Source organism: Mesorhizobium sp. B2-8-9, from assembly GCF_006439475.1.
Lineage (GTDB): Bacteria > Pseudomonadota > Alphaproteobacteria > Rhizobiales > Rhizobiaceae > Mesorhizobium.
This window is the reverse complement of sequence record NZ_VFTQ01000001.1, coordinates 348,810-372,976: the sequence shown is the minus strand read 5'-3', so window position 1 is coordinate 372,976 and position 24,167 is coordinate 348,810. Positions and strand designations below refer to the sequence as shown.

Genomic DNA, 24,167 nt, shown 5'->3' with positions numbered 1-24,167 from the left:
GGCAGACTGCTTTTCTCTCCAAAAAAGGAAGGCGGAGCAGTGCTGCCCCGCCTTCCTTGCCGCCTGAGAACTCGATCTGCCTTTGACGGGCAGGCCTTCACTTCATGATCTTGACGGCCTCGGCAATCTTGTTCTTGCCGCTCATGTCCCAGGAGACGCGAACCTTCTCGCCGGCCTGGATGCCGGGATCCTTGAAGGCCTTGGACAGCTTGAAAGTGGATCCGTCGTCCAGAACAAGGCTCATGGCCGTTCCGTCAAAGCTCTTGACGGTGCCGGTGGTGTGCTTGACCGCTGCGAACGCGGCGCCGCCGGAGGCGAGAAGGGCGGCGGTAGCTGCGGTCACGATAAGCTTGCGCATGGCGTGCTCTCCTGGAATGCGGGTGCCCGATTCGGCGAGGCACCTCTCGTGATCAGGGTCGTCAAGTCGCGCCGGCTCACGGCCGGAGGGAGACGAGATGATCTCCGCTTCGACCGCCGGCGCTTCCCGACCCCGCGATCTTAAATAGCTCAATTTTTTCAAAAGGATATTAGACGAAAAAGATATCGTCCCTGCCACATTGCCGGCCAAGATTCGGCGAATTGGACAGCAATGCGGCCGTCGCCGCGCTCACCGGATCGTTACGGCCATTTTACCTCAGGCGGCAGGCTGGACAGGATCGAGGCGACATTGCCGCCGGTTTTCAGGCCGAAGATGGTGCCGCGATCGTGAAGCAAGTTGAATTCGACGTAGCGGCCGCGCCGGATGAGCTGTTCGTCGCGCTCGCCGTCGGTCCAGTTCTGGTTGAAGTTGCCTCGAACCAGATGGGCATAGACGACGAGGAAGGAGCGGCCGACGTCCTGGACGAAATTGAGATCGGCGTCCCAGCCGCCCCTGTCCTCGTCAGAATGCAGCCAGTCGAAGAAGATGCCGCCGATGCCGCGCGGCTCGTTGCGGTGCGGCAGGAAGAAATACTCGTCGCACCAGGATTTGAATTTGGGATAGTCGGCGACGGCGGCGTTCTTCTCGCAGGCGAACTGCATGGCGCGATGGAAGGCGATCGTGTCGGGATCGTCCTGGGTGCGGCGGCGGTCGAGCATCGGCGTCAGATCGGCGCCGCCACCGAACCACTGGCGCGTGGTGACGACCATGCGGGTATTCATATGCACGGCCGGCACGTTGGGGTTCCAGGGATGTGCTATCAGCGAGATGCCGCTCGCCCAGAAGCGCGGGTCTTCCTCGGCGCCGGGTATCTGCTTCCTGAACTCGGGCGAGAATTCGCCGTGGACGGTCGAGGTGTGGACGCCGACCTTCTCGAAGACGCGGCCTCGCATCATCGACGTGGTGCCGCCGCCGCCGCGGCCCTCGTCGCGCTCCCAGGGGGTCTTCTCGAAACGGCCGGGCGACCATGACGCTTGCGGGCCGGTGAGTTCCTGCTCGATCTGCTCGAAAGTGGCGCAGATACGCTCGCGCAAGGCCTCGAACCACAGACGTGCCTTCATCTTCTTCTGCTCGATGTCGGCCGGCAGGCCCAAGGGAAGGTCAGGTCTTTCCAATTCGGTCTCCAGTCGCAGGCGCGCTTGCCTGACAAATGACTCGTCTTTTCAGGGCGCGATCCCTAATCTCTTGAGAGGAAGGGTCAAGTCCTGTCTGACCAAGGTGCAAGGGAGTTCCTTCGTGCGCACCCCGGCAAGACCGCCGCTGGATGGCTTACGCAAGAGGCTGGAGCGCTCACGGGCTGAGCGCGAAAACCAGCCGCGCGACGGTTTCCTGCGCGAAACCTTCGTGCTGCCGCGCCCGGATGCGCGCCTCAAGGCCAAAGAGTGGTTCGAGCGTTTTCCGAAACAGGCCTACTGGACCGAGATCGAAAGCTGGTTCGAGCGCCCGGGCGATGTGATCGAATTCACCATGCGCCGGCTGCCGGCGGCCGATTAAGGTGCATTGATATTCAGGTGATGCCGGCCTGCAAATGGCGGCTTCCTGCGCTTCCGGTGCTCACGTCCGCTCCGGTTCTCGGAAGCCACCATTTTCGACTCGGCCTGGCCTGAATCTCAATGCACCTTGGCGGCAGACTGTCAGCGCACCGCCAGCCGTCTCGCCCCCGTCCCCTCCTTGGCCAGCCGATCTTCCTTGTTCCTCAGCGGGCATTTGTCGATCGACATGCAGCCGCAGCCGATGCAATCCGTCAGGCCGTCGCGCAATTTCTTGAGCTGGGCGATCTTCTGGTCGAGCTCGTCGCGCCAGGCTGTCGAAAGCAGGTTCCAGTCCTCGCGGTTCGGTGTGCGCTCTTCCGGCAGCGACTGGAACGCCCGGGCAATGTCGGCAAGCGAGATGCCGACCTCCTGGGCGACGCGGATGATCGCCACGCGCCGAAGCACGTCGCGGCTGTAGCGCCGCTGGTTGCCCGAGGTGCGGTGGCTGCGGATCAGGCCGCGCGCCTCGTAGAAATGCAGCGCCGATACCGCAACGCCGCTGCGAACGGCCACCTGGCCGACCGTCAATTCCCTTACCGGAGCCATCTCGAACTTTTCCGCTTGACCTCAAGTTAAGTTGAGCTTGTAGCCAACAAATGTCGATAGGGCAATTGCAGGAGAAGGCGATGTGCGCCTGGGTGAGAATGACGCCGCGAGTGGAGCCTGCGCGCGGCAATGAAGAGGGGTTCGGGGTTCTAGCCGAGCTGGCGCAGCGCTTCGCCCGCGACCATGGCGACGGACAGCGCGACATTGATGCTGCGCGCTCCGGGCCGCATCGGGATGGTCAGTCGCGCATCCGCCGCCTGGTGGACCTGGTCCGGCACGCCGGCGGATTCGCGGCCGAACAAAAGGATGTCGCCGGCAGCGAAAGCAAAGTCGGTGTACGCGGTCGTGGCTTTGGTGGTGAGCAGCACGAGGCGGCGCGCGCCGGTCTTTCGCCACTCCTCGAAGGCGTGCCAGTCGGCATGGCGGGAAAGCGCCGCCATTTCGAGGTAGTCCATGCCGGCCCGTTTCAGCGCCCGGTCGGAGAGCGGGAAACCAGCCGGCTCGATGATGTCGACGCCGATACCGAGGCAGGCGGCGAAGCGCAGGATTGTCCCGGTGTTGCCGGCGATATCCGGCTGGTAGAGCGCGATGCGGAGACGATCGTTCATTTCCGTATCCTGCTAATAAGTGGCAGATCGGCCACAGGCGCCTGCGGCTTTCGGCGATTCCTGGACTGGCGGGTGGCCATTTTCTGCGAAGTCGAGTATATGCTCACCATCGTCAACCCGAACCGAAGGAGGGGGACCACATGATGACCATGCACTTCCAGCTCCTCTCCGGGGCACCCCTATGCCCACTGGCGGTTTCGGTACGACGATTCTTCTGACACTTTAAGTCCTCATCGCACCGATTCCCGCCGAACCCAGTTTTCGGCCTTCGAAGGAATCTTGCGATGTTTTTCAAACTGCCAAAGGGGCGCCGTGCCCCAGCTGAGCGTGTCCGGACCGACGCTAGTCGTGTCCCGGCCGATTCGATCCGCGCCTTCGGCCGAATGCCGATGATCGAGGACGCATCACCCTTTTTAACGCATTTGCATATGGAGGACGGACCAATGTTCGATCCCTACAAGATACCGGGGTCAAGAAGCCTGCATGAACGCAAGGTGGCTACCTGGGCGCTGCTGATCGGCGAGACCTATTCGTCGGCGGTACATGCCGAGGAACGGCGCAGGCCGCATCGCGGCATGCTGCCGGACGTCGATTTCTCGCGCGCGGTGCCCGATCACAGCCGGCCCACGCTGGTGCGCCGGATCATCCGCTTGATCCGGCCGGGCGACAGGAGCCGGGCAGGCTCCAGCCTTTCGTCGGGAAGTTCGGTGCCGTCAGGGACGTCAAACGAGCCTGTCGGCGAAATGCCGGCGAAACCCTATATTGCGCGTAGCAAGGCCGGCGATGCGGATGATTCCGTATCGCCGGCCCGCAATGCCGCGCGGCTGCAACGCCTAGCCCATCAATCCCGCGCCGCGTGAGCGCATAGATAAGTCGAGTGCCCGGAATGTTCCGCTGGTTTGAAAACAGGCTCGATCCGTTTCCCGCCGCGGAGCCGGTCGAGCCGCCGAAGACGCTGATCGCCTTCTGCGTTCATTATACGCGCGGCGTCTGGCCCTACATCGCCGTAGATGCGGTGCTGGTGGCGGCGATCGCCATCACAGAAGTGTGGATGTTCGGTTTCATGGGCCGCATCGTCGACTGGCTGTCGGCGCAGAACCGGCAAACGTTCCTGCAGACCGAGAGCTGGAAGCTCGCCGGCATGGCTTTCATCGTGCTGTTTGCGCTGCCCGGTACGGTGTGGCTGCGTTCGTTGCTCAACCAGCAGACGCTGATGGGCAATTATCCCATGCGCATCCGCTGGCAGGTGCATCGCTATTTGCTGAAACAGTCGATGGCTTTCTACCAGGACGAGTTCGCCGGCCGGATCGCCACCAAACTGATGCAGACCGCACTCGCCGTGCGCGACTTCGTCATGAAGCTGATAGATGTCCTCAACTACGTGATCGTCTACTTCCTCGGCATGCTGTTCATCGTCGGATCGGCGGATTTGCGGCTGGCCGCACCCTTGGGTGTGTGGCTGATCGGTTATGTCGCCTTGCTGTGGCATTTTATTCCGCGGCTGGGCAAAGTCGGCGAGGAGCAAGCCGACGCACGCTCGACCATGACCGGCCGCGTCGTCGACAGCTACGCCAACATCCAGACGGTGAAGCTGTTTTCGCACGCGCGCCGCGAGGCGACCTTTGCCAGGGAAGGCATGGCAGGCTTCCTCGACACCGTCTACCGTTCTATGCGGCTGGTGACGGTGCTTTACGGCCTGCTCTACATCTTGAACTCGCTGCTGCTGGTCTCTGTCACGGCGATCTCGCTGTGGCTGTGGCTCGGCCAGGCGGTGACGATCGGCGCAGTAGCCGTGGTCATCGGCCTGGTGCTGCGCATGTGGGGCATGTCGCAATGGATCATGTGGGAGATGTCCGTGCTGTTCGAGAATATCGGCACGGTGCAGGACGGCATCCAGTCGATCTCGCTGCCGCGGCTGGTCGAAGACAGGCCGGGCGCCAAGGACATCGCCGTCGCCCGGGGCGAGATACGCTTCGAGGACATCCGCTTCCATTACGGCAAGCAGAAGGGCGTTATCGAGAACCTGTCGCTCACCGTGAAGCCCGGCGAGAAGGTCGGCATTGTCGGACGTTCCGGCGCCGGCAAGTCGACGCTGGTCAACCTGTTGTTGCGCTTCTACGACCTGGAAAGCGGCAGGATCCTCGTTGACGGCCAGGAGATTGCGGCGGTGACGCAGGATTCTTTGCGCGCGCAGATCGGCATGGTCACGCAGGACACCTCGCTGCTGCACCGCTCGGTGAAGGAGAACATCCTCTATGGCCGGCCGGACGCGACCGACGAAATGCTCATGGAGGCGGCGCGCCGGGCGGAGGCGCTCGATTTCATCGGCGGGCTCTCGGACCATAACGGCCGCAAGGGATTCGATGCCCATGTCGGCGACCGCGGCGTCAAACTGTCCGGCGGCCAGCGGCAGCGCATCGCGATTGCCCGCGTCATGCTGAAGGACGCGCCGATCCTCATCCTCGACGAGGCGACGTCGGCGCTCGATTCGGAAGCCGAGGCGGCCATCCAGGAGAACCTCTACAAGCTGATGCAGGGCAAGACCGTCATCGCCATCGCGCACCGCCTGTCGACGATCGCGGCGATGGACCGGCTCGTCGTCATGGACGAGGGCCGCATCATCGAGGAAGGCTCGCATGAGGAGCTCGTCGCCAAGGGCGGGCTCTACGCCCAGCTCTGGCAACGCCAGTCGGGCGGTTTCCTGCTCGATGACGCGCCGGCTGAGCCCGATGCCAGGTCGCTTCGATCCGAGATGGCTGCGGAGTAACGCGATCGCGATTGCAGCAACTCCGTCCGGAATTGCGCAAAACAAAGACTTGGAGCGGCCCGGCGGTTCCGTGAGCCGTCGAGCCGCTCCGGCATCAAGGTTACGGCGATTGCGGGGAATCGATCCCGGGCGTAACCACGGCCTGGCCAGAGGCCTGCTGGCGACCAGATCGGTGCCGGCGGATTTCCGGCGCGATGAGAGAAAAATGTTCGACCGCATCTTCACCTGGTTCGAAAGCCGTTATTCGCCGGTGGCGCTGGCCGACGACAGGCAGCCGCCAATGGGACTTTGGCGGTTCTACTGGTATTTCATAAGGCAGTTTCGTACCGCCTATCGGCTGCGCATGATCATCGTTGCCGTCGCGGCGATAGTGGACGCGATGCTGCCGATTTTCGTCGGCCTGATCGTCGGCCTGCTCTCCAGCACCAAGCCAGGCGATTTCTTCGCTGCGCACATGCCGTTGCTCGTCATGATGGCGATCGTCGTGCTGCTGCGTCCGCTGTCGATGGTTGTCGATGGTCTCATCCGCAACCACGCCATCGCGCCGAACCTCATCGACCTCATCCGTTGGCAGAGCCATTGGCACGTCGTGCGCCAGGACTGGTCGTTCTTCCAGAACGACTTCGCCGGCCGCATCGGAACCAAGGTCATGCAGAGCGGCGATTCGGTGGAGATGAGCGTCAACCTCACCGTCGATGCGGTCTGGTACGCGCTGGTCTTCGTCGCGGTCGCCATCATCGTGCTGGCGCGGCTCGACGCGCTGCTGTTGGCTGTGGTGGCGGTGTGGCTGGTGTTCTACTGCCTCATCTTCTGGTCTGCGATGCCGAAGATCACCCAGCGCTCCTCCCAACTGTCGGAGCGGTGGTCGCAGGTGAGCGGCCGCATGGTCGACAGCTACACCAACATTCTGACGCTCAAGACGTTCTCGACCGGCGAGCACGAGGACAAATATGTCTCGCAGGCGGTGGTCGAGCATGCCGACACGTTTTACCAGCTGATGCGCGTTTTCACGCTGATGTGGTCGGCCCTGTTCGTCCTCAACGCGGCGCTGCTCATCGCCATAAGCTGGCTGGCGCTGGCCGGCTGGAACGCGGGGACCATGACTACGGCAGCCGTGGCGACCGCGATACCGTTCGCGCTGCAGATCGCCAATATTTCCGGCAGGATCCTCGATGTCGGCGCCAACGTCTTCCGGCAGATCGGCGTTGCCAGCAATTCGATGACGACGATCGCGCGTCCCATCACCATGCAGGACCAGCCTGACGCACCGGCCCTCGCCGTGACCGCCGGCGGCATCGAGTTCGACCGGGTGAATTTCAACTACTGGCGCAAGGACGGTAAAGGCGGCGTCATCGACAATCTGTCGCTGAAGATCGCGCCGGGCGAGCGGGTCGGCCTGATCGGTCGCTCCGGGGCCGGCAAGTCGACGCTGGTCAATCTCGTGCTGCGGCTGTTCGACGTCCAGGATGGCAAGGTGCTGATCGACGGACAGGACATCCGCCACGTCTCGCAAGAGAGCGTTCGCGCGGCAATCGGCTTCGTCAACCAGGACACGTCGCTCTTGCATCGATCCGTTCGCGAGAACCTCAAATATGGACGCCAGTCGGCCAGCGACGAGGCCATGTTCAGCGCCGCCAAAGCCGCTCAGGTCGACGATGTGATCGCGGCACTGACCGATCCGTATGGGCAGAGCGGCTATGAGGCGCTTGTCGGCGAACGCGGCGTGAAGCTGTCCGGCGGCCAGCGGCAACGCATCGCAATTGCCTGCGTTATGCTGAAGGACGCGCCGATCCTCATTCTCGACGAGGCCACCTCCGCGCTCGATTCGGAAGTGGAAGCCGCCATTCAGGAGAACCTCTACAAGCTCATGCAGGGCAAGACCGTCATCGCCATCGCCCACCGGCTGTCGACCATCGCGGCGATGGACAGGCTGGTGGTGATGGACAAGGGACGCATCGTCGAGGACGGCTCGCATGAGACCTTGATCGCCAAGGGTGGGCTCTATGCCCAGCTCTGGCGGCGCCAGTCGGGCGGTTTCCTGCTCGAGGAAAAGCAGGCCGCCGACGATCCGGCGGCGAAAGGTGAAGCCGCGGAATGATGAAAGGCGTCTATCGCTGGTTCGAGGGCTGGGTCTATCCGTTCCGCGAGCCCGTGAATCTTCGGCCACCCGCCAGCGTCGGCGGCTTCCTGTGGCACTATGTCGGGCAGGCCAAGCTCGCTTTCTTCGCCATGCTCATCATCGGCGGCATCGCCCCGCTGGTCGAGGCAGGCTTGTTCTATTTCGTCGGGAGGCTGGTCGATATCCTCGACCAGTTGCCCGGTGAGCGCAGCTGGCACGCGCTGTGGGCGGCCGCCGGTCCCGAGCTCCTGTTCATGGGCGCCGTGGTTCTGTTCATCCGCACTCTGGTGGTCGGCCTGTCGGCGCTGGTCGACGAGCAGACGATTACGCCCGGATTCTACAATCTGGTGCGCTGGCAGGCGCACCGGCACGTCTCGCGCCAGTCCTATGCCTTCTTCCAGAACGATTTCGCCGGCCGCATCGCGACAAAAGTCTGGCAGGCGGGGCAGGCGACCGGCGACCTGATGGAGAGCTTCATCGAGGTGGTCTGGTTCATGATCGTCTATACGGTGACGACGCTCGCGCTGGTCGCCGGTCTCGATCTGCGGCTGGCGGTGCTGGTGGTGATCTGGATCGCTGCCTTCGGCTGGCTGGCGAAACTCTATCTGCCGGCTATCCGCAAGCATGCCGAGGCGACCGCCGAGGCCGGTTCGATGATCACCGGCCGCATCGTCGATTCCTACTCGAACGTGCAGACGTTGAAGCTGTTTTCGGCCGACGGCGACGATCGCTATATCCGCAGCGGCTTCGGCATCTATCTCGACGCGCTGCGGCCGTTCACACGCCGGCTGACTGGCGTGCGCATGGCGCTGACCATGCTCTCCGGCATCATGATCACGGCGATCGCCGCGTTCGCCATCTATCTATGGGTCGAAGGCTCGATCACGGTCGGCGCCGTCGCCTTCACGCTGTCGCTGGTGCTCAGGCTCAACATGCTGCTTGGAAGGCTGATGATGCAGCTCAACGGCATCCTGAGGAATCTCGGCGTGCTGGAGAATTCCAAGGCGCTGATCTCGCAGCCGCTTGGCCTGACCGACGCGCCGGACGCCAAGGAACTGGTCGTCGCCGGCGGCCGCATCGACGTCAGGAACGTCACCTTCCATTATGGCAAGGGGGCCGGAGTGCTCGACGGCATCGACCTCGTCGTGCATCCGGGCGAGAAGGTCGGGCTGGTCGGCCCGTCGGGCGCCGGCAAGACGACCTTGGCCAACCTGATCCTGCGCCTCTATGACCTCGAGGGCGGCCAGATCCTGATCGACGGCCAAGACATCGCGCATGTGACGCAGAACTCGCTGCGCGGCAATATCGGCGTGGTCAGCCAGGATACCGCACTTTTCCACCGCTCGCTGCGCGACAACATCAAGCTCGGCATGCCGGACGCGACCGATGCGCAGGTGATCGCCGCGGCCCGGAAAGCCGAGGCGCATGACTTCATCCTAGGGCTGCGCGACAACCGCGAGCGCTCCGGCTACGAGGCCTATGTCGGCGAGCGTGGCGTGAAGCTGTCCGGCGGCCAGCGGCAGCGCGTCGCCATCGCGCGCGTCTTCCTCAAGGATGCGCCGATCCTGATCCTCGACGAGGCAACCTCGGCACTCGATTCCGACATCGAGGCGGCGATTCAGGAGAACCTGACCAGACTGATGGAGAACAAGACCGTGATCGCCATCGCGCACCGTCTGTCGACCATCGCAGCGCTCGACCGGCTGGTGGTGCTGGACGGCGGCCGCATCGTCGAACAGGGCACGCATGACGAGCTGGTGGCGCTCGACGGGCTCTATGCGCGGCTCTGGAAGCGGCAGTCCGGCGGCTTCCTGTTCAACGAGGAAAGCGCGCTGGAAGAGACGCGACCAGCGGAGTAGAACGGCATCATGTCGGTACGCATGCCTATGAATTTTGGACGGTCAGGCGCGCAGGAAAGCGCGCTCGATCTGCTCGGCCACGAAATCCTCGCCGAGAAGGCCGCAGCGCTCGGCCGCGCCGGCCGGCGTGTCGAGGAAACCCTTGCCAGATTGCGCGAGAGCGGCGAGGGCGAGCATCGCAACCGGCTGCTTAAGGAGGCGGCAGCGGCCGTCCATGCCTATTTCATCCAGCGCGAGCTTTGCGGTTTGCGCAAGCATGACGCCGTGATCCGCGAATACGACATCCCGCGCGCGGTGCTGGTCAGGCTCGGCGCCAGCTAGGCGATTTCCTGGCGAAAACGCGCCAATCGCGCAGCAAGGGCTCCGGGATTCTCGTCGGCGACGAAGTGGCCGCTACCCGGGATGATGTCGGCTTCGACATTGGATAGGCCCGCTGCCTTCAAGCCGTCGAGATAGTCGGCGATGTCGCCGGATTCGGCCGAGCCTCTGAGATAAAGAACCGGCGTGGCGATCGGCGTCGCGTATGTGTGGGAATTGACCTTGGCGTCCGCGGCAAAGGCGCGGTACCAGTCGAAGCCGGCCTTGAGGCTTTCCGGCCGCGAATAGGCTTTGGCATAGATGTCTCTGGCTTCCGCAGGGATCGCCGATTTTTCCTTCGAAAGAATATCGAAGAAGAAATCGAAATAGGCGCGCTCATGGCCGCTCACCAGTATCTCCGGCAAGGCCGGGATCGCATGAAAGGCGAAATGCCAGATACGCGGATTGCGGATGACATTTTGCCACGGCGCCACGCCGGGGATAACGACGTCCATGATCACCGCGCCGGACAAATTTTCGGGCTCGTCGCGCAACAGCGCGAAGACGATCTGGCCGCCGACGTCATGACCGGCGACGATGACCTGCCGCAAGCCGCAAACGGCGATCAGCCCCTTCATCAATCTGGCCAGATATGCCTTTTCTCCGGTCTCGGGCGCGCCGTGTGAACCGCCGATGCCCGGCAAGTCCGGCGCGACCACGCGCTGGTCGCCGGCCAGCTCGTCGACGATTGCCTCAAAAGCATGGGAGCTTTGCGGCCAACCATGCAGCAGCAGAAGGCCCGGCGCATCGGGCGGCCCTGCGTCCCGGATCGCGATAGCCAGCCCCTCGACCTCAACCGTGCGCTGTCGCATGCTTCATCTCCATCGATGCCAGATCGATGGAACTAGGCTGCAATCAGCCTTCGGACAGGCCCGGTCCGACGATCGGAAGAATCATTCCAGCCATTCGGTGATAAAGTGGCCGTTCTCGTGGATGTCGGTGCTTTCGAGCGGGCCAGGTCCGAGATTGGTGAATTTGTGCGGCGTGTCGGGCGGCACGATCAGGATCTGGCCGGCCGTGGCCTTGATCTCCTGGTCGCCGATCGTGAACAGGCCGGTGCCGCAACGGATGACGAAGATTTCCGCGTAGGGATGCTTGTGCAGGCGCGGGCCGCCGCCGACCGTCGGCTGATAGTTGAAGATCAGGCAGGAATTGGCACCGAACTGGCCGCATTGCAGCTCGCCTTTCCAGCAGTCGGGGGCGTCGGCCCAGCTGTCGCGTTCAATGACATGCGCCATGACGTCAGAATAGACCGGGCCAGGAGCCGATGTCGAGGCGAACACCGGCTCGATTGACCCCGGATTTCCCGCTGTTTCACCCTGTCCAGCGGCCTGGCGGGGACGCGTCGGCCTGGGCCGCCGCGCATCCCCGCGACAATCTGCCCTTGTGGTCTCACCCCGCTGGACAAAAACGGGCCGCACGCATAAACCGAACTCCAAATGCCGGAGGAATTCGCTAGCCTGTTCGCCATGCGCTGTCGGGCAGGTGCGATTGAGCGGGGACAAGGCTCGGCCTCCGGTTAGGAAGAGGCGAAAGGATCAGGCACCCGTGAGCGCAACCGATATCCACGATCCCAACCGTCGCGATTTTCTCTACGTAGCCACCGGCATGGCCGCCGTTGTCGGCGCCGGAGCCGTCGCGTGGCCGTTCATCGACCAGATGCGCCCCGATGCCTCGACCCTGGCACTGGCTTCGGTCGAGGTCGATGTTTCTTCACTGCAGCCCGGCAGCTCGCTGGTCGTCAAGTGGCGTGGCAAGCCGGTGGTGGTGCGCAACCGCACCGAAAAGGAAATGAAGGACGGCGCGGCCGTCAATCTCGCCGATCTCAAGGATCCGATCGCGCGCAACGCCAACCTGCCGTCCGACGCGCCGGCGACCGACGCCAACCGCACCACGCCCGGCAAGGAAGCCTGGATGGTGATGGTGCAGGTCTGCACGCATCTCGGCTGCATCCCACTCGGCCAGGAAGGCGATTTCGGCGGCTGGTTCTGCCCGTGCCACGGTTCGCAATACGACACCGCCGGCCGCATCCGCAAAGGCCCGGCGCCGGAGAACATGGCGATCCCGGTATTCAAGTTCATTTCCGATACCAAGATTCTTATCGGTTGAGGCAGGGGACATTTCGATGAGCGAGGGACACTCGACCTATACGCCCAAGACCGGTATCGAGCGCTGGTTCGACGCCCGCATGCCGCTGCCGCGGCTGGTCCATGACAGCTTCGTCGCCTATCCGGTGCCGCGCAACCTCAACTACATGTGGACGTTCGGCGGCATCCTGTCGATCATGCTGGCCGCGCAGATCCTGACCGGCATCGTGCTGGCGATGCACTACACCTCCGACACCAATCTCGCCTTCGATTCGGTCGAGAAGATCATGCGCGACGTGAATTCGGGATGGCTCTTGCGCTATCTCCATTCTAACGGCGCCTCATTCTTCTTCGTCGCCGTCTACATCCATATCTTCCGCGGCCTGTTCTACGGCTCCTACAAGGCGCCGCGCGAGCTCTTGTGGATCCTCGGCTGCATCATCTACCTCCTGATGATGGCCACCGGCTTCATGGGCTACGTGCTGCCTTGGGGCCAGATGAGCTTCTGGGGCGCTACCGTCATCACCGGCTTCTTCAGCGCCATTCCGCTGGTGGGGAACTGGATCCAGGAACTGCTGCTCGGCGGCTTCGCCGTCGACAATCCGACGCTGAACCGCTTCTTTGCGCTGCATTACCTGTTGCCGTTCATGATCGCCGGCGTGGTCGTGCTGCACATCTGGGCACTGCATGTCGTGGGCCAGTCGAACCCGACCGGCATCGAGGTCAAGTCGAAGACCGATACCGTCGCCTTCACGCCCTACGCCACCATCAAGGACGCGTTCGGCATGATCGTGTTCCTGTTCGTCTTCGCCTATTTCGTCTTCTACCTGCCGAACTTTCTTGGCCATCCGGACAACTACACGGTCGCCAACCCGCTGAAGACGCCGGCCCACATCGTTCCGGAATGGTACTTCCTGCCGTTCTACGCGATCCTGCGCGCCATCACCTTCAACATCGGCCCGATCAACTCCAAGCTCGGCGGCGTGCTGTGCATGTTCGGCGCCATCGCCATGCTGTTCCTGGTGCCGTGGCTCGACACTTCCAAGGTGCGCTCGGCGGTCTATCGTCCATGGTACAAGCTGTTCTTCTGGCTGTTCGTAGCCGACGCCATCCTGCTCGGCTGGCTGGGCTCGCAGCCGGCGGAAGGCAGCTATGTGTTCATGGCGCAGATGGCGACGCTGTTCTACTTCGCCTTCTTCCTGGTCGTCATGCCGGTGCTCGGCCTGATCGAGACGCCGCGCAGGCTGCCGAACTCGATCACCGAGGCCGTGCTTGAAAAGAAAAAGGGCAGCGGACATCCGGCACGCGCTACCGCCGCGCCGGAAATCACGGGCTGAGAATCTGAGGGGATTTTGGGTATGAAGAAGATTCTCACCTCGCTGGCGCTGCTTGGCCTGGTGGTCGCGGGCACCGCCGCCATCGCCGCCGAGGAGGAACACAACGCGGCCGCTCCGACGCATTTCCCGATCAACGAACCGAAGGAAATGAGCTGGAGCTTCGCCGGTCCGTTCGGCACCTATGACAAGGCGCAGCTGCAGCGCGGCCTGAAGGTCTACAAGGAAGTTTGCTCGGCCTGCCACTCGATGAACCTGGTGGCTTTCCGCACGCTGGAAGGCCTCGGCTATTCGGAGGCGCAGATCAAGACTTTGGCCGCCGAATACACCATCCATGACGGCCCGAACGATGCCGGCGACATGTTCGATCGTCCCGGCAAGCCGTCGGATCACTTCCCGGCGCCGTTCCCGAACGAGCAGGCCGCGGCATCCGCCAATGGCGGCGCCGCCCCGCCGGACATGTCGCTGCTTGCCAAGGCGCGCGGTGTCGAGCGCGGCTTCCCGCGCTTCATCTTCGACATCTTCACCCAGTATGCGCAGGGCGGCCCGGACTACATCCACTCGCTGCTCACCGGCTACGACCAGACGCCGCCGGCCGGCATGGTGATCCCGGAAGGCACGCACTACAACCCGTACTTCCTGTCCGGCGTGTCGCTGAAGATGCCGAAGCCACTCTCGGACGGCCAGGTGACCTATGACGACGGCTCGCCGCAGACCGTCGACCAGTATGCCCGCGACGTCTCGGCCTTCCTGATGTTCGCGGCCGAGCCGCATCTCGAGGATCGCAAGAAGACAGGCTTCCGCGTCATGATATTCCTGCTGGTCTTCGGCGCATTGATCTACATGACCAAGCGCAGGGTCTGGGCCGACGTGGCGCACTGAGGCGGCGTCGATCGCAAGAATTTTGAAAGGGCGCCACAAGGCGCCCTTTTGTATTTCGGCGCGCGCAAACCGGGGCGTGTCACATGACCGTCATCGCTCGTGGCGATCCTGCCTCGCACTCACCAAAGGATCGCACCCATGAAAAGATACGCATCGCTCGCGGCGGGTTTCCTGCTGCTTGTCACCGGATATGTCGCCCATGCCGATGAGGCCCAGCCTTTCGTCACCAGCAAGGACATTGACCTGACGATGATCCTGCCGCCGCCACCGGCCAATGACTCGCCGGAAGCCAAAGCGGAGCTCGGCGAGGTGCTGACGCTGCAGGTGACACGCACGCCGGAAATGGAAAAGCGCGCCATCGCCGACGCCGAGGAGAATATCTGGCGCTTCGCCGACGTCATGGGCCCGAATTTCAACAAGGAGAAGCTGCCGAAGTTCAGTGCCTTCTTCGATCGCGTCGTGGCGACCGAAGGCGCCGTCGTCGATCCCGCCAAGGATGTCTGGAAGCGGCCGCGGCCGCATCAGCTCAGCGATCTGGTCAAGCCGGTCGTGAAGCTGTCGAGCTCCGGTTCCTGGCCGTCTGGTCATGCGACGGTCGGCACCATGATGGGCATCGTCCTTGCCGACATGGTCCCCGAAAAGCGCGCCGAGATCATGGCGCGCGCGGCCGAATTCGCCCACAACCGCGTGGTCGGCGGCATCCATTATCCGTCCGACATCGAGATGGGCAAGATCTCCGGCAGCGTGATCGCCGCGGTCCTGCTCAACCGTCCCGATTTCAAGGCCGAGTACGAAGTGGCGCGCTCCGAGCTGCGCTCGGATCTCGGCATGTAGCCGCTCGGTAGCGCCTGCTTTTCGAAGGGCGCCTTCGCGGGCGCCCTTTTTCATTATGGTCGAGGCCGATCGGTGCCGATCCTTTGCCGGATGTGCTTGTCTCTGGCGCGACATCGCGGTAGCCCTTGTCGGTCGCGTCGGGCAGCAAAGGCCGACGCCGCCAAATCCGACAGCCGGACACGCGGAAAGCCTCGATGAAATCCTCCCTCGAAGACACGCTGCTTGCGGCCATCCGCACCATTCCGGATTATCCCAAGCCCGGCATCCTGTTTCGCGACATCACCACGCTGCTTGGCGACGCGCGCGCCTTCCGCCGCGCCATCGACGAGCTGGTCCATCCCTATGCCGGATTGAAGATCGACAAGATCGCCGGCATCGAGGCGCGCGGCTTCATCCTCGGCGGCGCTGTGGCGCACCAGCTTTCGGCAGGCTTCGTGCCGATCCGCAAGAAAGGCAAGCTGCCCTACGAGACGGTGCGCGTCGCCTACAGCCTCGAATACGGCCTGGACGAGATGGAGATGCACAAGGACGGCGTCTCGCCGGGCGAGAAGGTGATCGTGGTCGACGACCTGATCGCCACCGGCGGCACGGCGGAAGCCGCGGTGAAGCTGCTGAGGCAAATCGGCGCCGACATCGTCGCGGCATGCTTCGTCATCGACTTGCCCGACCTCGGCGGACGCCAGAAGCTGGAAGCGCTAGACGTGCCGGTGAGGACGTTGATTGGGTTCGAGGGGCATTGATCTTCCCCTTCTCCCCTTGGGGGAGAAGGTGTCGCCGAAGGCGACGGATGAGGGGTGTTCCAGGGAACGCCAACGTCGCACTTCGCTGGAACACCCCTCATCCGTCTCGGCGCTGCGCGCCGATCCACCTTCTCCCACAACAAGGGGAGAAGGAGAGGCGCTATCCCACCTTCACCAGAACGGCGCTGTCGAACTCAATCACCTTGTCGCCGGTCGAATCGAAGCCTTCCGAACGCAGCGTCAGCAGGTTCCAGCCTGGGCGCCCGGCGAGCGGGCGGTGCGCCTGCGCGGTGCGCGTGAAAGTCACGGTCTCGCCGGCGTAGACCGGCTTCAGCCACTTCAAATTGCGGAAGCCGGGCGAGGGGCCGAATTCGGGCTGCGGACCTGGGCCTGTCCAGCGCACGCCCTCGGTCTCCATGCGCTTTTCGAGATTGTATTTCATCCAGGTGGCGGCAGTGTGCCAGCCTGAGGCGCAGAGTCCGCCAAGCACGCTCTCCTTCGCCGCCTCTTCATCGACGTGGAAGATCTGCGGATCGTATTTGTTGGCGAACGCCTTGATTTCGTCGGCTTCGAATTTATGCGAGCCGAGCGTGACGGTCTCGCCAATCAGGAAATACTCGTCCAGGGTCATGACAGGTCCATTGCGGTATCACGCGCCAGGAACATGCCGGTGTTTTCGAGCTCGAAGACGCTTTCGCCGCGCTGGTTGACGAGCTCGCTGCGCATGGTGATCAAGCCGAGCTGCGGCCTCGATTTCGACTGGCGCTTGGAAAGTATGGTGAGCGTGCCGGTAAGCCTGTCGCCGGCCAGCACCGGCTTCTTCCATTTCACATGCTCGATGCCGGGCGAGCCCTGCGAGGTCGAATCGAGCAGGAAGGCGTCGCACAGCATGCGCATGAACATCGCACAGGTATGCCAGCCCGAAGCCGAAAGCCCGCCGAGGATGCTCGCCTTGCCGGCTTCCTCGTCGAGATGCATCGGCTGCGGATCGAACTCCGAGGCGAATTCGATGATCTCGGCGGCGCTTACGTCCTTGCTGCCGAGGTCGAGCGAGGCGCCCTCGGCGAAATCCTCATAGGCCCAGGTCTTTCCGGTCATGATCGGCAATCCGGTTGACGAACGCGATCCCCAAGGATCGGAAAACCCGGATGCCGGCCCAAGTCGATTTGGTCAAGTGATTTCTGGTAAGCCAGCCGTCGCCGGCCAAGTCCGTCAGAGCCAGCCGCGGCGGCGGAAATACCAGAAGGGCAGGATCGCCGAGACCACCATCAGGGCGATGGCGAAGGGGTAGCCGAACTCCCATTTAAGCTCGGGGATGATGTCGAAGTTCATGCCGTAGATCGAGGCGACCAGCGTCGGCGGCAGGAAGATGACGGCGGCGACCGAGAAGATCTTGATGATGGCATTCTGCTCGATCGAGATCATGCCGAGCGTGGCGTCGAGCAGGAAGGAGATCTTCTGCGACAGGAAGGTGGCATGGTCGGCGAGCGAGAGCACGTCGCGCGACAGCGTCTTGATGCGGGCGCGCACATCCTTGCTCATCTTGGTCTGGTCAGCGACGTGGGCGAGAAAGCCGGCCAGGCGCTGCAACGAGATCAGGCTGTCGCGGACCGAGGAAGCGATGTCCTCCTTGCGGCCGATGCCTTTGAGGAGCTCCTGGAAATCGCGGTTGCGCTTCGAGGCCTTGGTCGAGCGCGCTTCGAAAATGTCGCGCGAGATCGTTTCCACCTCGCGGCCGGCGCGCTCGAGGATGTCGGCCAGGCGATCGACGATCGCCTCGAGGAGGCCGATCAGGATGGTGTCGCCGCTGGTGCAGCCGGTCGCCACCTTTTCGGCGCGCTGCGGGAAGGTCTTGAAGGCCTTGGGCTCATGATAGCGGATGGTGATCAGCCTCTTGCCGGCGAGCGCGAAGGTTACCGGCGACATCAAGGGATCGTCGGCCTCGGTCTGCGCCGGCAGTACGGCGGTCATGAAGTAGCCGCCGTCCTCGATATAGAGCCGGCTCGAAATCTCGATCTCTTCCATTTCCTCGCGGGTCGGGATGGCAATGCCCAGCCAGCTCTCGATGCGCGCCTCTTCCTCCTTGGTTGGGTTGAAAAGATCGGCCCAGACGATCCTGTCGCCGTCCGCCGCAAGGTCCTCCGTGAGGCGCAGGCGATCATTGTCCACGACGAAGGTCTTTATCATCGCCGGGTCTCCCTGGAGATCAGGTGTTGAACTTGAACAGCATGATGTCGCCGTCCTGGACGACGTATTCCTTGCCTTCGTCGCGCGCCTTGCCGGCTTCCTTGGCGGCCGCCTCGCCGCCCAGCGTGACGAAGTCGTTGTAGGAGATCGTCTGGGCGCGGATGAAGCCGCGCTCGAAGTCGGTGTGGATGACGCCGGCCGCCTGCGGCGCCTTATCGCCCTTGTGGATCGTCCAGGCGCGCGTTTCCTTCGGCCCGACGGTGAAATAGGTGATCAGATGCAGGAGCTCGTAGCCGGAGCGGATCACCTTGTTGAGGCCCGGCTCATCGAGGCCGATCGAGGCAAGGAACTCCATTTCCTCCTCGTCTGAAAGCTGGGCGACTTCAGCCTCGATCGCCGCCGAGATCACAACCGTGCCGGCGCCCTGCGCGGCCGCCATCTTCTCCACTGCCCTGGTGTGCTCGTTGCCGGTGGCGGCGTCCGCTTCGGCGACGTTGCAGACATAGAGAACGGGATGCGAGGTGAGCAGGTTCAGCCCCTGCAGGATGCGCAGGTCCTCCGCGGCGATGCCGTTGAGCAGGAAGCGCGTCGGCTTGCCGGCCTGCAGAAGCTCGAGCGCGGCCTCCATCATGGGCAGGACGGCCATGGCTTCCTTGTCCTTGCCGGCGGCGCGCTTGCGGATCTGGGCGATGCGGCGCTCGAGGCTTTCGAGGTCGGCGAGCATCAGCTCGGTCTCGACCGTCTCGGCGTCGGCGACAGGGTCGATACGGCCTTCGACATGGGTGATGTCGTCATCCTCGAAGCAGCGCAGCACATGCACAATGGCGTCAACCTCGCGAATGTTGGCGAGGAACTGGTTGCCCAGCCCTTCGCCCTTGGAGGCGCCGCGCACCAGGCCGGCGATATCGACGAAGGAGATGCGGGTCGGGATGATCTCCTTCGACTTGCCGATCGCCGCGATCTTCTGCAGGCGCGGGTCAGGCACCGCCACCTCGCCGGTGTTCGGCTCGATGGTGCAGAAAGGATAGTTGGCGGCCTGTGCGGCGGCCGTCCTGGTCAGCGCGTTGAACAGCGTCGACTTGCCGACGTTGGGCAAGCCAACGATGCCACATTTGAAACCCATGTTCGTCCAATCCTGTCGGAAATTCGATTTTGGTGAGGGCTATGGGCGATAGGGGTGACGAACGTCAAGCCCCATGCCTCTATCGTGACAGGGCCTAAAGCGCGTCGCGATCTTTTAGATTCGCTCCCTGCGCTTTAGTCTTTTGATTTTGCGCATGTCTTTACCCCGAAACCGGTTCCCACTTTCGGGAGACATGCTTTAGTCCTTGCCAAAGAGCTTCTTCAGCATGGCAGCCATCGGGCCGCTTTCTGGGAGCTTTGCCGCCGGCTGCTGCGGGCGCGCCTGGCGGACATGGCTTTGCTGCTTCGGCGCCTTGGGCGGCGGGCGGTCGTCGTCGCCGGTCGGCACAAGCTTGTCGCGCAAGGCGAGCGTGACCCGGTTCATGAACGAGCTGTCGTCGCCCTTGGCGAGCAAGCCGGCAGCGTCGGCGATTGCGTCCAGCAGGACATCGAGCCACTCGCGGTCGGCCTTGGCGAAATCGCCAAGCACATGGCCGTGCACCATCTCCTTGACGCCGGGATGGCCGACGCCGATGCGCACCCGGCGATAGGCGTTGCCGACATGCTGGTCGAGCGAGCGGATGCCGTTATGGCCGCCGGAGCCGCCGCCCACCTTGACCCGGAGCTTGCCGGCAGCAAGATCGATCTCGTCGTAGAAGACGGTGAGGGCGGATGGTTCGAGCTTGTAGAAGCGCAGCGCTTCGCCGACCGACTGTCCGGAGAGGTTCATGAAGGTTTGCGGCTTGATCAGCAGGATTTTTTCGCCGCCGAGCGTGCCTTCTGAGACCAGGCCCTGGAATTTTCTCGACCAGGGCGAAAAGGAATGGCGGCGGGCAATCGCGTCCGCCGCCATGAAGCCGACATTATGCCGGTTGTTTTCGTATTTCGCGCCCGGATTGCCGAGGCCTGCAAAGACAAGCATCGCCGCCTCCAGACTTAGAGCACGATGCCGAAAAGTGGGAAGCGGTTTTCGGAAAACATCATGCTCTATTTCTTTAGTTTAGAGCCGGATGAAATCATCCGGCTCGGAGAATTACTTCTCTTCGGCCTCCGGAGCCGCCGTCTCTTCCACAGCTTCCGTGGTCGCTTCCGTCTCCGGCTTCATCGCCGACGAGCCGGCAACGGTCGCGATGGTGAAATCGCGATCGGAGATGACCGGCTTGACGCCGGCCGGCAGCTTGACCGCCGAGATATGGATCGAATCGCCGATGTCGGTGCCGGTGAGATCGACGGTGATGAACTCCGGGATCGCGTTGGCCGGGCAGTGGAACTCGACTTCGTGACGAACGATGTTGAGCACGCCGCCGCGCTTGATGCCTGGCGACTTGTCTTCATTGATGAAGTGGACAGGCACGTCGACATTGACTTCGGTGTCCTTGCCGATGCGCAGGAAGTCGACATGGACAGGAAAATCCTTGACCGGGTCGAGCTGGAAATCCTTCGGCAGGACCTGGATCTTCTTGCCGTCGACATCGATCGTGGCGATCGTGGTCAGAAACCCGCCGCCATGGATCTTGTAGAAGATGTCCTTGTAGTTGAGCGCAATCGCCAGGGGAGGCTGCTTGTCGCCATAGATAACTGCAGGCACTTTACCGTCGCGACGAACTGCACGGGCGGACCCCTTACCGACCTGTTCGCGCGCTTCGGCTTTCAGCTCATAAGCATCGTGGCTCATGGCATTTCCTTTCGCGTGTTGTGGAGCGTTCGCGGCCGGCAAACCCGTCCGTAAACGTCGAAAGCCGTCGCGGCCTTGCACGATCTGTCGATGCGTTTGGCGATCCAAAAGCGTCTAGGGGATCATGCAGGCCTGGCCGGCCTTCCTCCGCGTTGCCTCCAAGGGTGTCTACGCGGGTGGCGGCTCTATAGCGGAAGGCGGGCAAGGGTGCAAGCGGTTGGCCGGGCGGGTTGCGGGCGGTTTCCGGTGCCGAAAGGATAAACCGGAAATCCGACTTGCGGCAAATGTAGGAACGCGCAGTTCTCAGCCGTCCTGCGGGCATGTGGCCAAATCCATGGGGACCAATATGAAGCTTCTGTTCAGCCGCAATCCCAATCCTCGCCTCGCGGTCGCGACGGCGCGCCATCTCAAGGCGGAGATCGCGTTCGAGTACGCATCGCCGATGGCGCCGGGGCAGGCCGAACGCTATCGCGCGCTCAACCCCAATCTGACCTTGCCGATCCTGGTCGGGCCGGGATGGAGCCTTTGGGAGGCCGACGCCATCGCCTGCCGGCTTTCGCGCGAGACGCATTCGGATTTCTGGCGCGGCGGGCAGGACGAGCCGGACATGATCCGCTGGATCAGCTGGGGCAAGGAACGGTTCGCTTTCGCTTGCGACATGGTGCATTTCGAGCGTGGGACCAAGCAGCGCTATGGGCTCGGTCCTATCGACCACGCGCTGGTCGAGGAGGGATTGAGGCAGTTCCACGCCGCCGCCGCGATCCTCGAGCCTGAGCTTGCCGGACGCGATTGGCTGGTCGGCAATTCCGTCTCCTATGCCGACTTCCGCATGGCGACGTTCCTGCCTTTCAACGATGCCGCCCGATTGCCGCTCGACGACTACCCGTCTATCCGCCGCTGGTATGGCCGGCTCGAGGCGATCGATGCCTGGCGCGACCCGTTCCAGGGACTTCAGGCGCCTCCACTGGCTCCGGTCAAGGTCGAGGCCTGACCCGCATGGGCTGAACCAATCAACGCTTCTCCCGCGCAAACTCAATCCGTTTGCGCGGCGCGTTTTGAAATCTTCTCGCTCATTTTAATTCTACAAAATCTGTAGCCTTAATGAAGAAATGTCCGCGAGGAGAGCCCGAACATGACAAAGAAGCTGGTGGTTGGATTTTCCGGCAATCTGACCCGTCCGTCAAAGACCAAGGCATTTATCACGCAGATCGCGGACGAAGCGGCTGGCCGCATCGGGGCGGCCTCGGCGGTCCATGACATTGAAGATCTCGGTCTATCGTTCCCGTCGGCACGGCGCATTTCCGATCTCGATCAAACGGCGCGCAATATCGTTGAGCAATTGCTCGGCGCCGACGTTCTGGTGGTGGGGTCGCCGACCTTCAAAGGCAGCTATACCGGACTTTTCAAGCACTTGTTCGATCTGCTCGATCCGTCGTCGCTGCGCGGCAAGCCGATCATTCTCGTTGCCACGGGCGGCGGCGAGCGCCATTCGCTGATCGTCGAGCATCAGCTGCGGCCGCTGTTCGGATTCTTCGAAGCGCTCACCATGCCGACCGCGATCTACGCTTCCGACAAGGATTTCACCGACGGCGTGCTGGTGTCGGAAGCTACTCAAGCCCGCGCCCGACAGGCCGTTGCCGAGGTTTTGCGCATCGTTGGCGAAACTCGCAGCGTCGGCCTCGCCGCCTGAATTCAGGCAGTCGTTTTGGAACCCGAAGGATCAGCCATGACCAGCTCCAGCACATCCAGACAGATCAAGCTCGGCGCCTTTCTGCCAGGCGGCGGCCAGCACGTCGCGGCTTGGCGCCATCCGGACGCGCCGGCCGATGGCGCCACCAATTTCGAGTTCCACAAGCAACTCGCACTGACCGCCGAGCGGGGCCTGTTCGACGCCTATTTCCTGGCTGACAATCTCACCATCGGCCTCGGCGCCCGTGAAGGCGGCAACGCCAAGATCGCCGGTTTCGAGCCGGTGACTCTGTTTGCAGCGCTGGCGCCGCTGACCACGCATATCGGCTTCATCGCCACGGCCTCGACCACCTATGAAGAACCCTACACACTCGCGCGCAAATTCGCCTCGCTCGATCTGTTGTCGAACGGGCGCGCCGGCTGGAACGTGGTGACGTCGGCCGGCGACGACACGGCGCGCAACTTCAATCGTGACGTCCAGCCCAATCATGCCGAGCGCTATGCGCGGGCGCATGAGCATGTCGAAACGGTCAAGGCGCTGTGGGACAGCTGGGAAGACGACGCCTTCATCCGCGACAAGAAGACGGGCCGTTTCTACGACAAGGACAAGCTGCATGACGTGAACCACAAGGGCGCGCATTTCAGCGTCAAGGGGCCGCTCAACGTGCCGCGTCCGGTGCAGGGCCATCCGGTGGTCGTGCAGGCGGGACAGTCGGAGGACGGTCGCGGGCTCGCGGCGGCATCGGCCGAGGTTATATTCACCGCGCATCAGAACCTTGCCTCGGCGCAGGAGTTCTATCGCGACATCAAGGCGCGCGTCGCGGCGACCGGGCGCGATCCGGCGCAGGTGCTTATCATGCCGGGCGTGGCGCCCTTCGTCGGCCGCACCGAGGAAGAAGCCCGTGCCAAATACCAGCAGCTGAACGACCTGATCCTGCCGGAGGACGGCGTGGCGCTGCTCAACGGACTTGCCGGCCAGACGCTCGACCTCAGGGACTATCCGCTCGACGGCCCGCTGCCGCCGAGCAGGGAGACCGAAGGCATGAAGAGCCGCCAGGCGCTGATCCGCCAGATCGCGGACGAGCATAATTTCACGATCCGCCAGCTCTATCAGTGGGTTGCGACCGCGCGCGGCCATTACACGGTGATCGGCAGTGCCGCCCAGGTCGCCGATCAGCTGGAGGAATGGTTCACGGGCGAGGCCGCCGACGGCTTCAACATCCTGCCGCCCTGGCTGCCCGGCGCGCTCGACGACTTCGTAGACCTGGTGATCCCGGAGCTGCAGCGTCGCGGCCTGTTCCGCACCGCTTACGAGGGCAGGACGCTGCGCGAAAATCTTGGCCTGAGGCGGCCGCAGAATCCGTGGACGGCCGCGCGCTCGACCGTGCTCGCCGCCGAATGATTCCTGACG

Annotated in this window: 26 protein-coding genes; 14 read left to right on the top strand and 12 right to left on the bottom strand. The window is 63.2% G+C overall.

Annotation, left to right across the window (positions count from 1 at the left end):
* Positions 1-97 precede the first annotated feature (97 nt).
* Complete coding sequence (locus tag FJ423_RS01940; RefSeq protein WP_095766498.1) at positions 98-358, bottom strand: DUF1344 domain-containing protein; 261 nt, start codon at positions 356-358, stop codon at positions 98-100.
* A 260-nt stretch (positions 359-618) separates the two neighbouring features.
* Complete coding sequence (hemF, locus tag FJ423_RS01935; protein ID WP_140838710.1) at positions 619-1,533, bottom strand: oxygen-dependent coproporphyrinogen oxidase; 915 nt, start codon at positions 1,531-1,533, stop codon at positions 619-621.
* 121 nt (positions 1,534-1,654) lie between these two features.
* Between hemF and FJ423_RS01930 the strand changes: the two genes are divergently transcribed.
* Positions 1,655-1,912, top strand: a complete 258-nt coding sequence (locus tag FJ423_RS01930; protein ID WP_095766723.1) for a hypothetical protein — start codon at positions 1,655-1,657, stop codon at positions 1,910-1,912.
* 140 nt (positions 1,913-2,052) lie between these two features.
* Here the strand turns inward: FJ423_RS01930 and soxR are convergent, their stop codons facing one another.
* Positions 2,053-2,496 (bottom strand): redox-sensitive transcriptional activator SoxR, encoded by a 444-nt coding sequence (gene soxR / locus FJ423_RS01925; RefSeq protein ID WP_140838707.1) that lies wholly within the window; start codon positions 2,494-2,496, stop codon positions 2,053-2,055.
* Positions 2,497-2,645: 149 nt separating this feature from the next.
* Positions 2,646-3,104, bottom strand: a complete 459-nt coding sequence (locus FJ423_RS01920; RefSeq protein ID WP_095766501.1) for a tRNA (cytidine(34)-2'-O)-methyltransferase — start codon at positions 3,102-3,104, stop codon at positions 2,646-2,648.
* A gap of 443 nt (positions 3,105-3,547) precedes the next feature.
* On the opposite strand from FJ423_RS01920, the gene FJ423_RS01915 reads away from it, so the two are divergent.
* The 5 genes from FJ423_RS01915 (at position 3,548) to FJ423_RS01895 (ending at position 10,170) form a co-directional block, all read left to right on the top strand.
* Entirely contained in the window at positions 3,548-3,964 is a 417-nt protein-coding gene (locus FJ423_RS01915) for a hypothetical protein (protein ID WP_140838705.1), read from the top strand.
* Between the two features lie 26 nt (positions 3,965-3,990).
* Positions 3,991-5,871, top strand: a complete 1,881-nt coding sequence (locus FJ423_RS01910; protein ID WP_140838703.1) for an ABC transporter ATP-binding protein — start codon at positions 3,991-3,993, stop codon at positions 5,869-5,871.
* Positions 5,872-6,076: 205 nt separating this feature from the next.
* The gene (locus FJ423_RS01905; protein ID WP_140838701.1) at positions 6,077-7,969 is read left to right on the top strand and encodes an ABC transporter ATP-binding protein; all 1,893 of its coding nucleotides are present in this window, start codon (positions 6,077-6,079) and stop codon (positions 7,967-7,969) included.
* Positions 7,966-9,849, top strand: coding sequence for an ABC transporter ATP-binding protein (locus tag FJ423_RS01900; protein ID WP_095766505.1), 1,884 nt, complete (start codon positions 7,966-7,968; stop codon positions 9,847-9,849). The genes FJ423_RS01905 and FJ423_RS01900 overlap by 4 nt, the downstream gene beginning before the upstream one ends.
* A gap of 9 nt (positions 9,850-9,858) precedes the next feature.
* Complete coding sequence (locus FJ423_RS01895) at positions 9,859-10,170, top strand: DUF6665 family protein (RefSeq protein WP_140838699.1); 312 nt, start codon at positions 9,859-9,861, stop codon at positions 10,168-10,170.
* Here FJ423_RS01895 and FJ423_RS01890 read toward each other — a convergent pair.
* Together FJ423_RS01890 and FJ423_RS01885 are read right to left on the bottom strand one after the other, a co-directional pair.
* Complete coding sequence (locus FJ423_RS01890; protein ID WP_140838697.1) at positions 10,167-11,018, bottom strand: alpha/beta hydrolase; 852 nt, start codon at positions 11,016-11,018, stop codon at positions 10,167-10,169. The two genes, FJ423_RS01895 and FJ423_RS01890, sit on opposite strands and share 4 nt — an antisense overlap.
* Positions 11,019-11,099: 81 nt before the next feature.
* Entirely contained in the window at positions 11,100-11,444 is a 345-nt protein-coding gene (locus FJ423_RS01885; protein ID WP_140838695.1) for a cupin domain-containing protein, read from the bottom strand.
* Between the two features lie 310 nt (positions 11,445-11,754).
* Here FJ423_RS01885 and petA point away from each other — a divergent pair, with 310 nt between their 5' ends.
* From petA to FJ423_RS01860, 5 genes are all read left to right on the top strand, one after another.
* Positions 11,755-12,315: a ubiquinol-cytochrome c reductase iron-sulfur subunit gene (gene petA / locus FJ423_RS01880; RefSeq protein ID WP_095766509.1), complete on the top strand. Its 561-nt coding sequence runs from the start codon at positions 11,755-11,757 to the stop codon at positions 12,313-12,315.
* A gap of 16 nt (positions 12,316-12,331) precedes the next feature.
* On the top strand, positions 12,332-13,630 hold the full coding sequence (locus tag FJ423_RS01875) for a cytochrome b N-terminal domain-containing protein (RefSeq protein ID WP_140838693.1): 1,299 nt from the start codon (positions 12,332-12,334) through the stop codon (positions 13,628-13,630).
* A gap of 21 nt (positions 13,631-13,651) precedes the next feature.
* Positions 13,652-14,509 (top strand): cytochrome c1, encoded by an 858-nt coding sequence (locus FJ423_RS01870; RefSeq protein WP_140838691.1) that lies wholly within the window; start codon positions 13,652-13,654, stop codon positions 14,507-14,509.
* A 138-nt stretch (positions 14,510-14,647) separates the two neighbouring features.
* Positions 14,648-15,343, top strand: a complete 696-nt coding sequence (locus tag FJ423_RS01865) for a phosphatase PAP2 family protein (RefSeq protein ID WP_140838689.1) — start codon at positions 14,648-14,650, stop codon at positions 15,341-15,343.
* Positions 15,344-15,537: 194 nt separating this feature from the next.
* The gene (locus FJ423_RS01860) at positions 15,538-16,083 is read left to right on the top strand and encodes an adenine phosphoribosyltransferase (RefSeq protein ID WP_140838687.1); all 546 of its coding nucleotides are present in this window, start codon (positions 15,538-15,540) and stop codon (positions 16,081-16,083) included.
* A 160-nt stretch (positions 16,084-16,243) separates the two neighbouring features.
* Here the strand turns inward: FJ423_RS01860 and FJ423_RS01855 are convergent, their stop codons facing one another.
* From FJ423_RS01855 to FJ423_RS01830, 6 genes are all read right to left on the bottom strand, one after another.
* Positions 16,244-16,714: a MaoC family dehydratase gene (locus tag FJ423_RS01855; protein WP_140838684.1), complete on the bottom strand. Its 471-nt coding sequence runs from the start codon at positions 16,712-16,714 to the stop codon at positions 16,244-16,246.
* Positions 16,711-17,181, bottom strand: a complete 471-nt coding sequence (locus tag FJ423_RS01850; RefSeq protein WP_140838682.1) for a MaoC family dehydratase — start codon at positions 17,179-17,181, stop codon at positions 16,711-16,713. Before FJ423_RS01850 ends, FJ423_RS01855 begins: the two co-directional genes overlap by 4 nt.
* A 114-nt stretch (positions 17,182-17,295) precedes the next feature.
* Entirely contained in the window at positions 17,296-18,270 is a 975-nt protein-coding gene (corA, locus tag FJ423_RS01845) for a magnesium/cobalt transporter CorA (RefSeq protein WP_140838680.1), read from the bottom strand.
* A 19-nt stretch (positions 18,271-18,289) separates the two neighbouring features.
* Positions 18,290-19,393: a redox-regulated ATPase YchF gene (ychF, locus tag FJ423_RS01840; RefSeq protein WP_140838678.1), complete on the bottom strand. Its 1,104-nt coding sequence runs from the start codon at positions 19,391-19,393 to the stop codon at positions 18,290-18,292.
* 198 nt (positions 19,394-19,591) lie between these two features.
* On the bottom strand, positions 19,592-20,314 hold the full coding sequence (gene pth / locus FJ423_RS01835) for an aminoacyl-tRNA hydrolase (RefSeq protein ID WP_095766517.1): 723 nt from the start codon (positions 20,312-20,314) through the stop codon (positions 19,592-19,594).
* Between the two features lie 111 nt (positions 20,315-20,425).
* Positions 20,426-21,067, bottom strand: coding sequence for a 50S ribosomal protein L25/general stress protein Ctc (locus FJ423_RS01830; protein WP_095766518.1), 642 nt, complete (start codon positions 21,065-21,067; stop codon positions 20,426-20,428).
* A gap of 346 nt (positions 21,068-21,413) precedes the next feature.
* Between FJ423_RS01830 and FJ423_RS01825 the strand changes: the two genes are divergently transcribed.
* The 3 genes from FJ423_RS01825 (at position 21,414) to FJ423_RS01815 (ending at position 24,158) form a co-directional block, all read left to right on the top strand.
* Positions 21,414-22,058, top strand: coding sequence for a glutathione S-transferase family protein (locus FJ423_RS01825; RefSeq protein WP_140838676.1), 645 nt, complete (start codon positions 21,414-21,416; stop codon positions 22,056-22,058).
* A 141-nt stretch (positions 22,059-22,199) separates the two neighbouring features.
* Positions 22,200-22,757 (top strand): FMN reductase, encoded by a 558-nt coding sequence (gene msuE / locus FJ423_RS01820; RefSeq protein ID WP_095766519.1) that lies wholly within the window; start codon positions 22,200-22,202, stop codon positions 22,755-22,757.
* A gap of 36 nt (positions 22,758-22,793) precedes the next feature.
* Positions 22,794-24,158: an LLM class flavin-dependent oxidoreductase gene (locus FJ423_RS01815; RefSeq protein ID WP_140838674.1), complete on the top strand. Its 1,365-nt coding sequence runs from the start codon at positions 22,794-22,796 to the stop codon at positions 24,156-24,158.
* Positions 24,159-24,167 lie beyond the last annotated feature (9 nt).

Coding starts and splice junctions, on each gene's coding strand:
- FJ423_RS01940 (WP_095766498.1), bottom strand. CDS start 358: ATGCGCAAGCTTATCGTGACCGCAGCTACCGCCGCCCTTCTCGCCTCC.
- soxR (WP_140838707.1), bottom strand. CDS start 2,496: ATGGCTCCGGTAAGGGAATTGACGGTCGGCCAGGTGGCCGTTCGCAGC.
- FJ423_RS01920 (WP_095766501.1), bottom strand. CDS start 3,104: ATGAACGATCGTCTCCGCATCGCGCTCTACCAGCCGGATATCGCCGGC.
- FJ423_RS01915 (WP_140838705.1), top strand. CDS start 3,548: ATGTTCGATCCCTACAAGATACCGGGGTCAAGAAGCCTGCATGAACGC.
- FJ423_RS01910 (WP_140838703.1), top strand. CDS start 3,991: ATGTTCCGCTGGTTTGAAAACAGGCTCGATCCGTTTCCCGCCGCGGAG.
- FJ423_RS01905 (WP_140838701.1), top strand. CDS start 6,077: ATGTTCGACCGCATCTTCACCTGGTTCGAAAGCCGTTATTCGCCGGTG.
- FJ423_RS01900 (WP_095766505.1), top strand. CDS start 7,966: ATGATGAAAGGCGTCTATCGCTGGTTCGAGGGCTGGGTCTATCCGTTC.
- FJ423_RS01895 (WP_140838699.1), top strand. CDS start 9,859: ATGTCGGTACGCATGCCTATGAATTTTGGACGGTCAGGCGCGCAGGAA.
- FJ423_RS01890 (WP_140838697.1), bottom strand. CDS start 11,018: ATGCGACAGCGCACGGTTGAGGTCGAGGGGCTGGCTATCGCGATCCGG.
- FJ423_RS01885 (WP_140838695.1), bottom strand. CDS start 11,444: ATGGCGCATGTCATTGAACGCGACAGCTGGGCCGACGCCCCCGACTGC.
- FJ423_RS01875 (WP_140838693.1), top strand. CDS start 12,332: ATGAGCGAGGGACACTCGACCTATACGCCCAAGACCGGTATCGAGCGC.
- FJ423_RS01870 (WP_140838691.1), top strand. CDS start 13,652: ATGAAGAAGATTCTCACCTCGCTGGCGCTGCTTGGCCTGGTGGTCGCG.
- FJ423_RS01865 (WP_140838689.1), top strand. CDS start 14,648: ATGAAAAGATACGCATCGCTCGCGGCGGGTTTCCTGCTGCTTGTCACC.
- FJ423_RS01860 (WP_140838687.1), top strand. CDS start 15,538: ATGAAATCCTCCCTCGAAGACACGCTGCTTGCGGCCATCCGCACCATT.
- FJ423_RS01855 (WP_140838684.1), bottom strand. CDS start 16,714: ATGACCCTGGACGAGTATTTCCTGATTGGCGAGACCGTCACGCTCGGC.
- FJ423_RS01850 (WP_140838682.1), bottom strand. CDS start 17,181: ATGACCGGAAAGACCTGGGCCTATGAGGATTTCGCCGAGGGCGCCTCG.
- corA (WP_140838680.1), bottom strand. CDS start 18,270: ATGATAAAGACCTTCGTCGTGGACAATGATCGCCTGCGCCTCACGGAG.
- ychF (WP_140838678.1), bottom strand. CDS start 19,393: ATGGGTTTCAAATGTGGCATCGTTGGCTTGCCCAACGTCGGCAAGTCG.
- pth (WP_095766517.1), bottom strand. CDS start 20,314: ATGCTTGTCTTTGCAGGCCTCGGCAATCCGGGCGCGAAATACGAAAAC.
- FJ423_RS01830 (WP_095766518.1), bottom strand. CDS start 21,067: ATGAGCCACGATGCTTATGAGCTGAAAGCCGAAGCGCGCGAACAGGTC.
- FJ423_RS01825 (WP_140838676.1), top strand. CDS start 21,414: ATGAAGCTTCTGTTCAGCCGCAATCCCAATCCTCGCCTCGCGGTCGCG.
- msuE (WP_095766519.1), top strand. CDS start 22,200: ATGACAAAGAAGCTGGTGGTTGGATTTTCCGGCAATCTGACCCGTCCG.
- FJ423_RS01815 (WP_140838674.1), top strand. CDS start 22,794: ATGACCAGCTCCAGCACATCCAGACAGATCAAGCTCGGCGCCTTTCTG.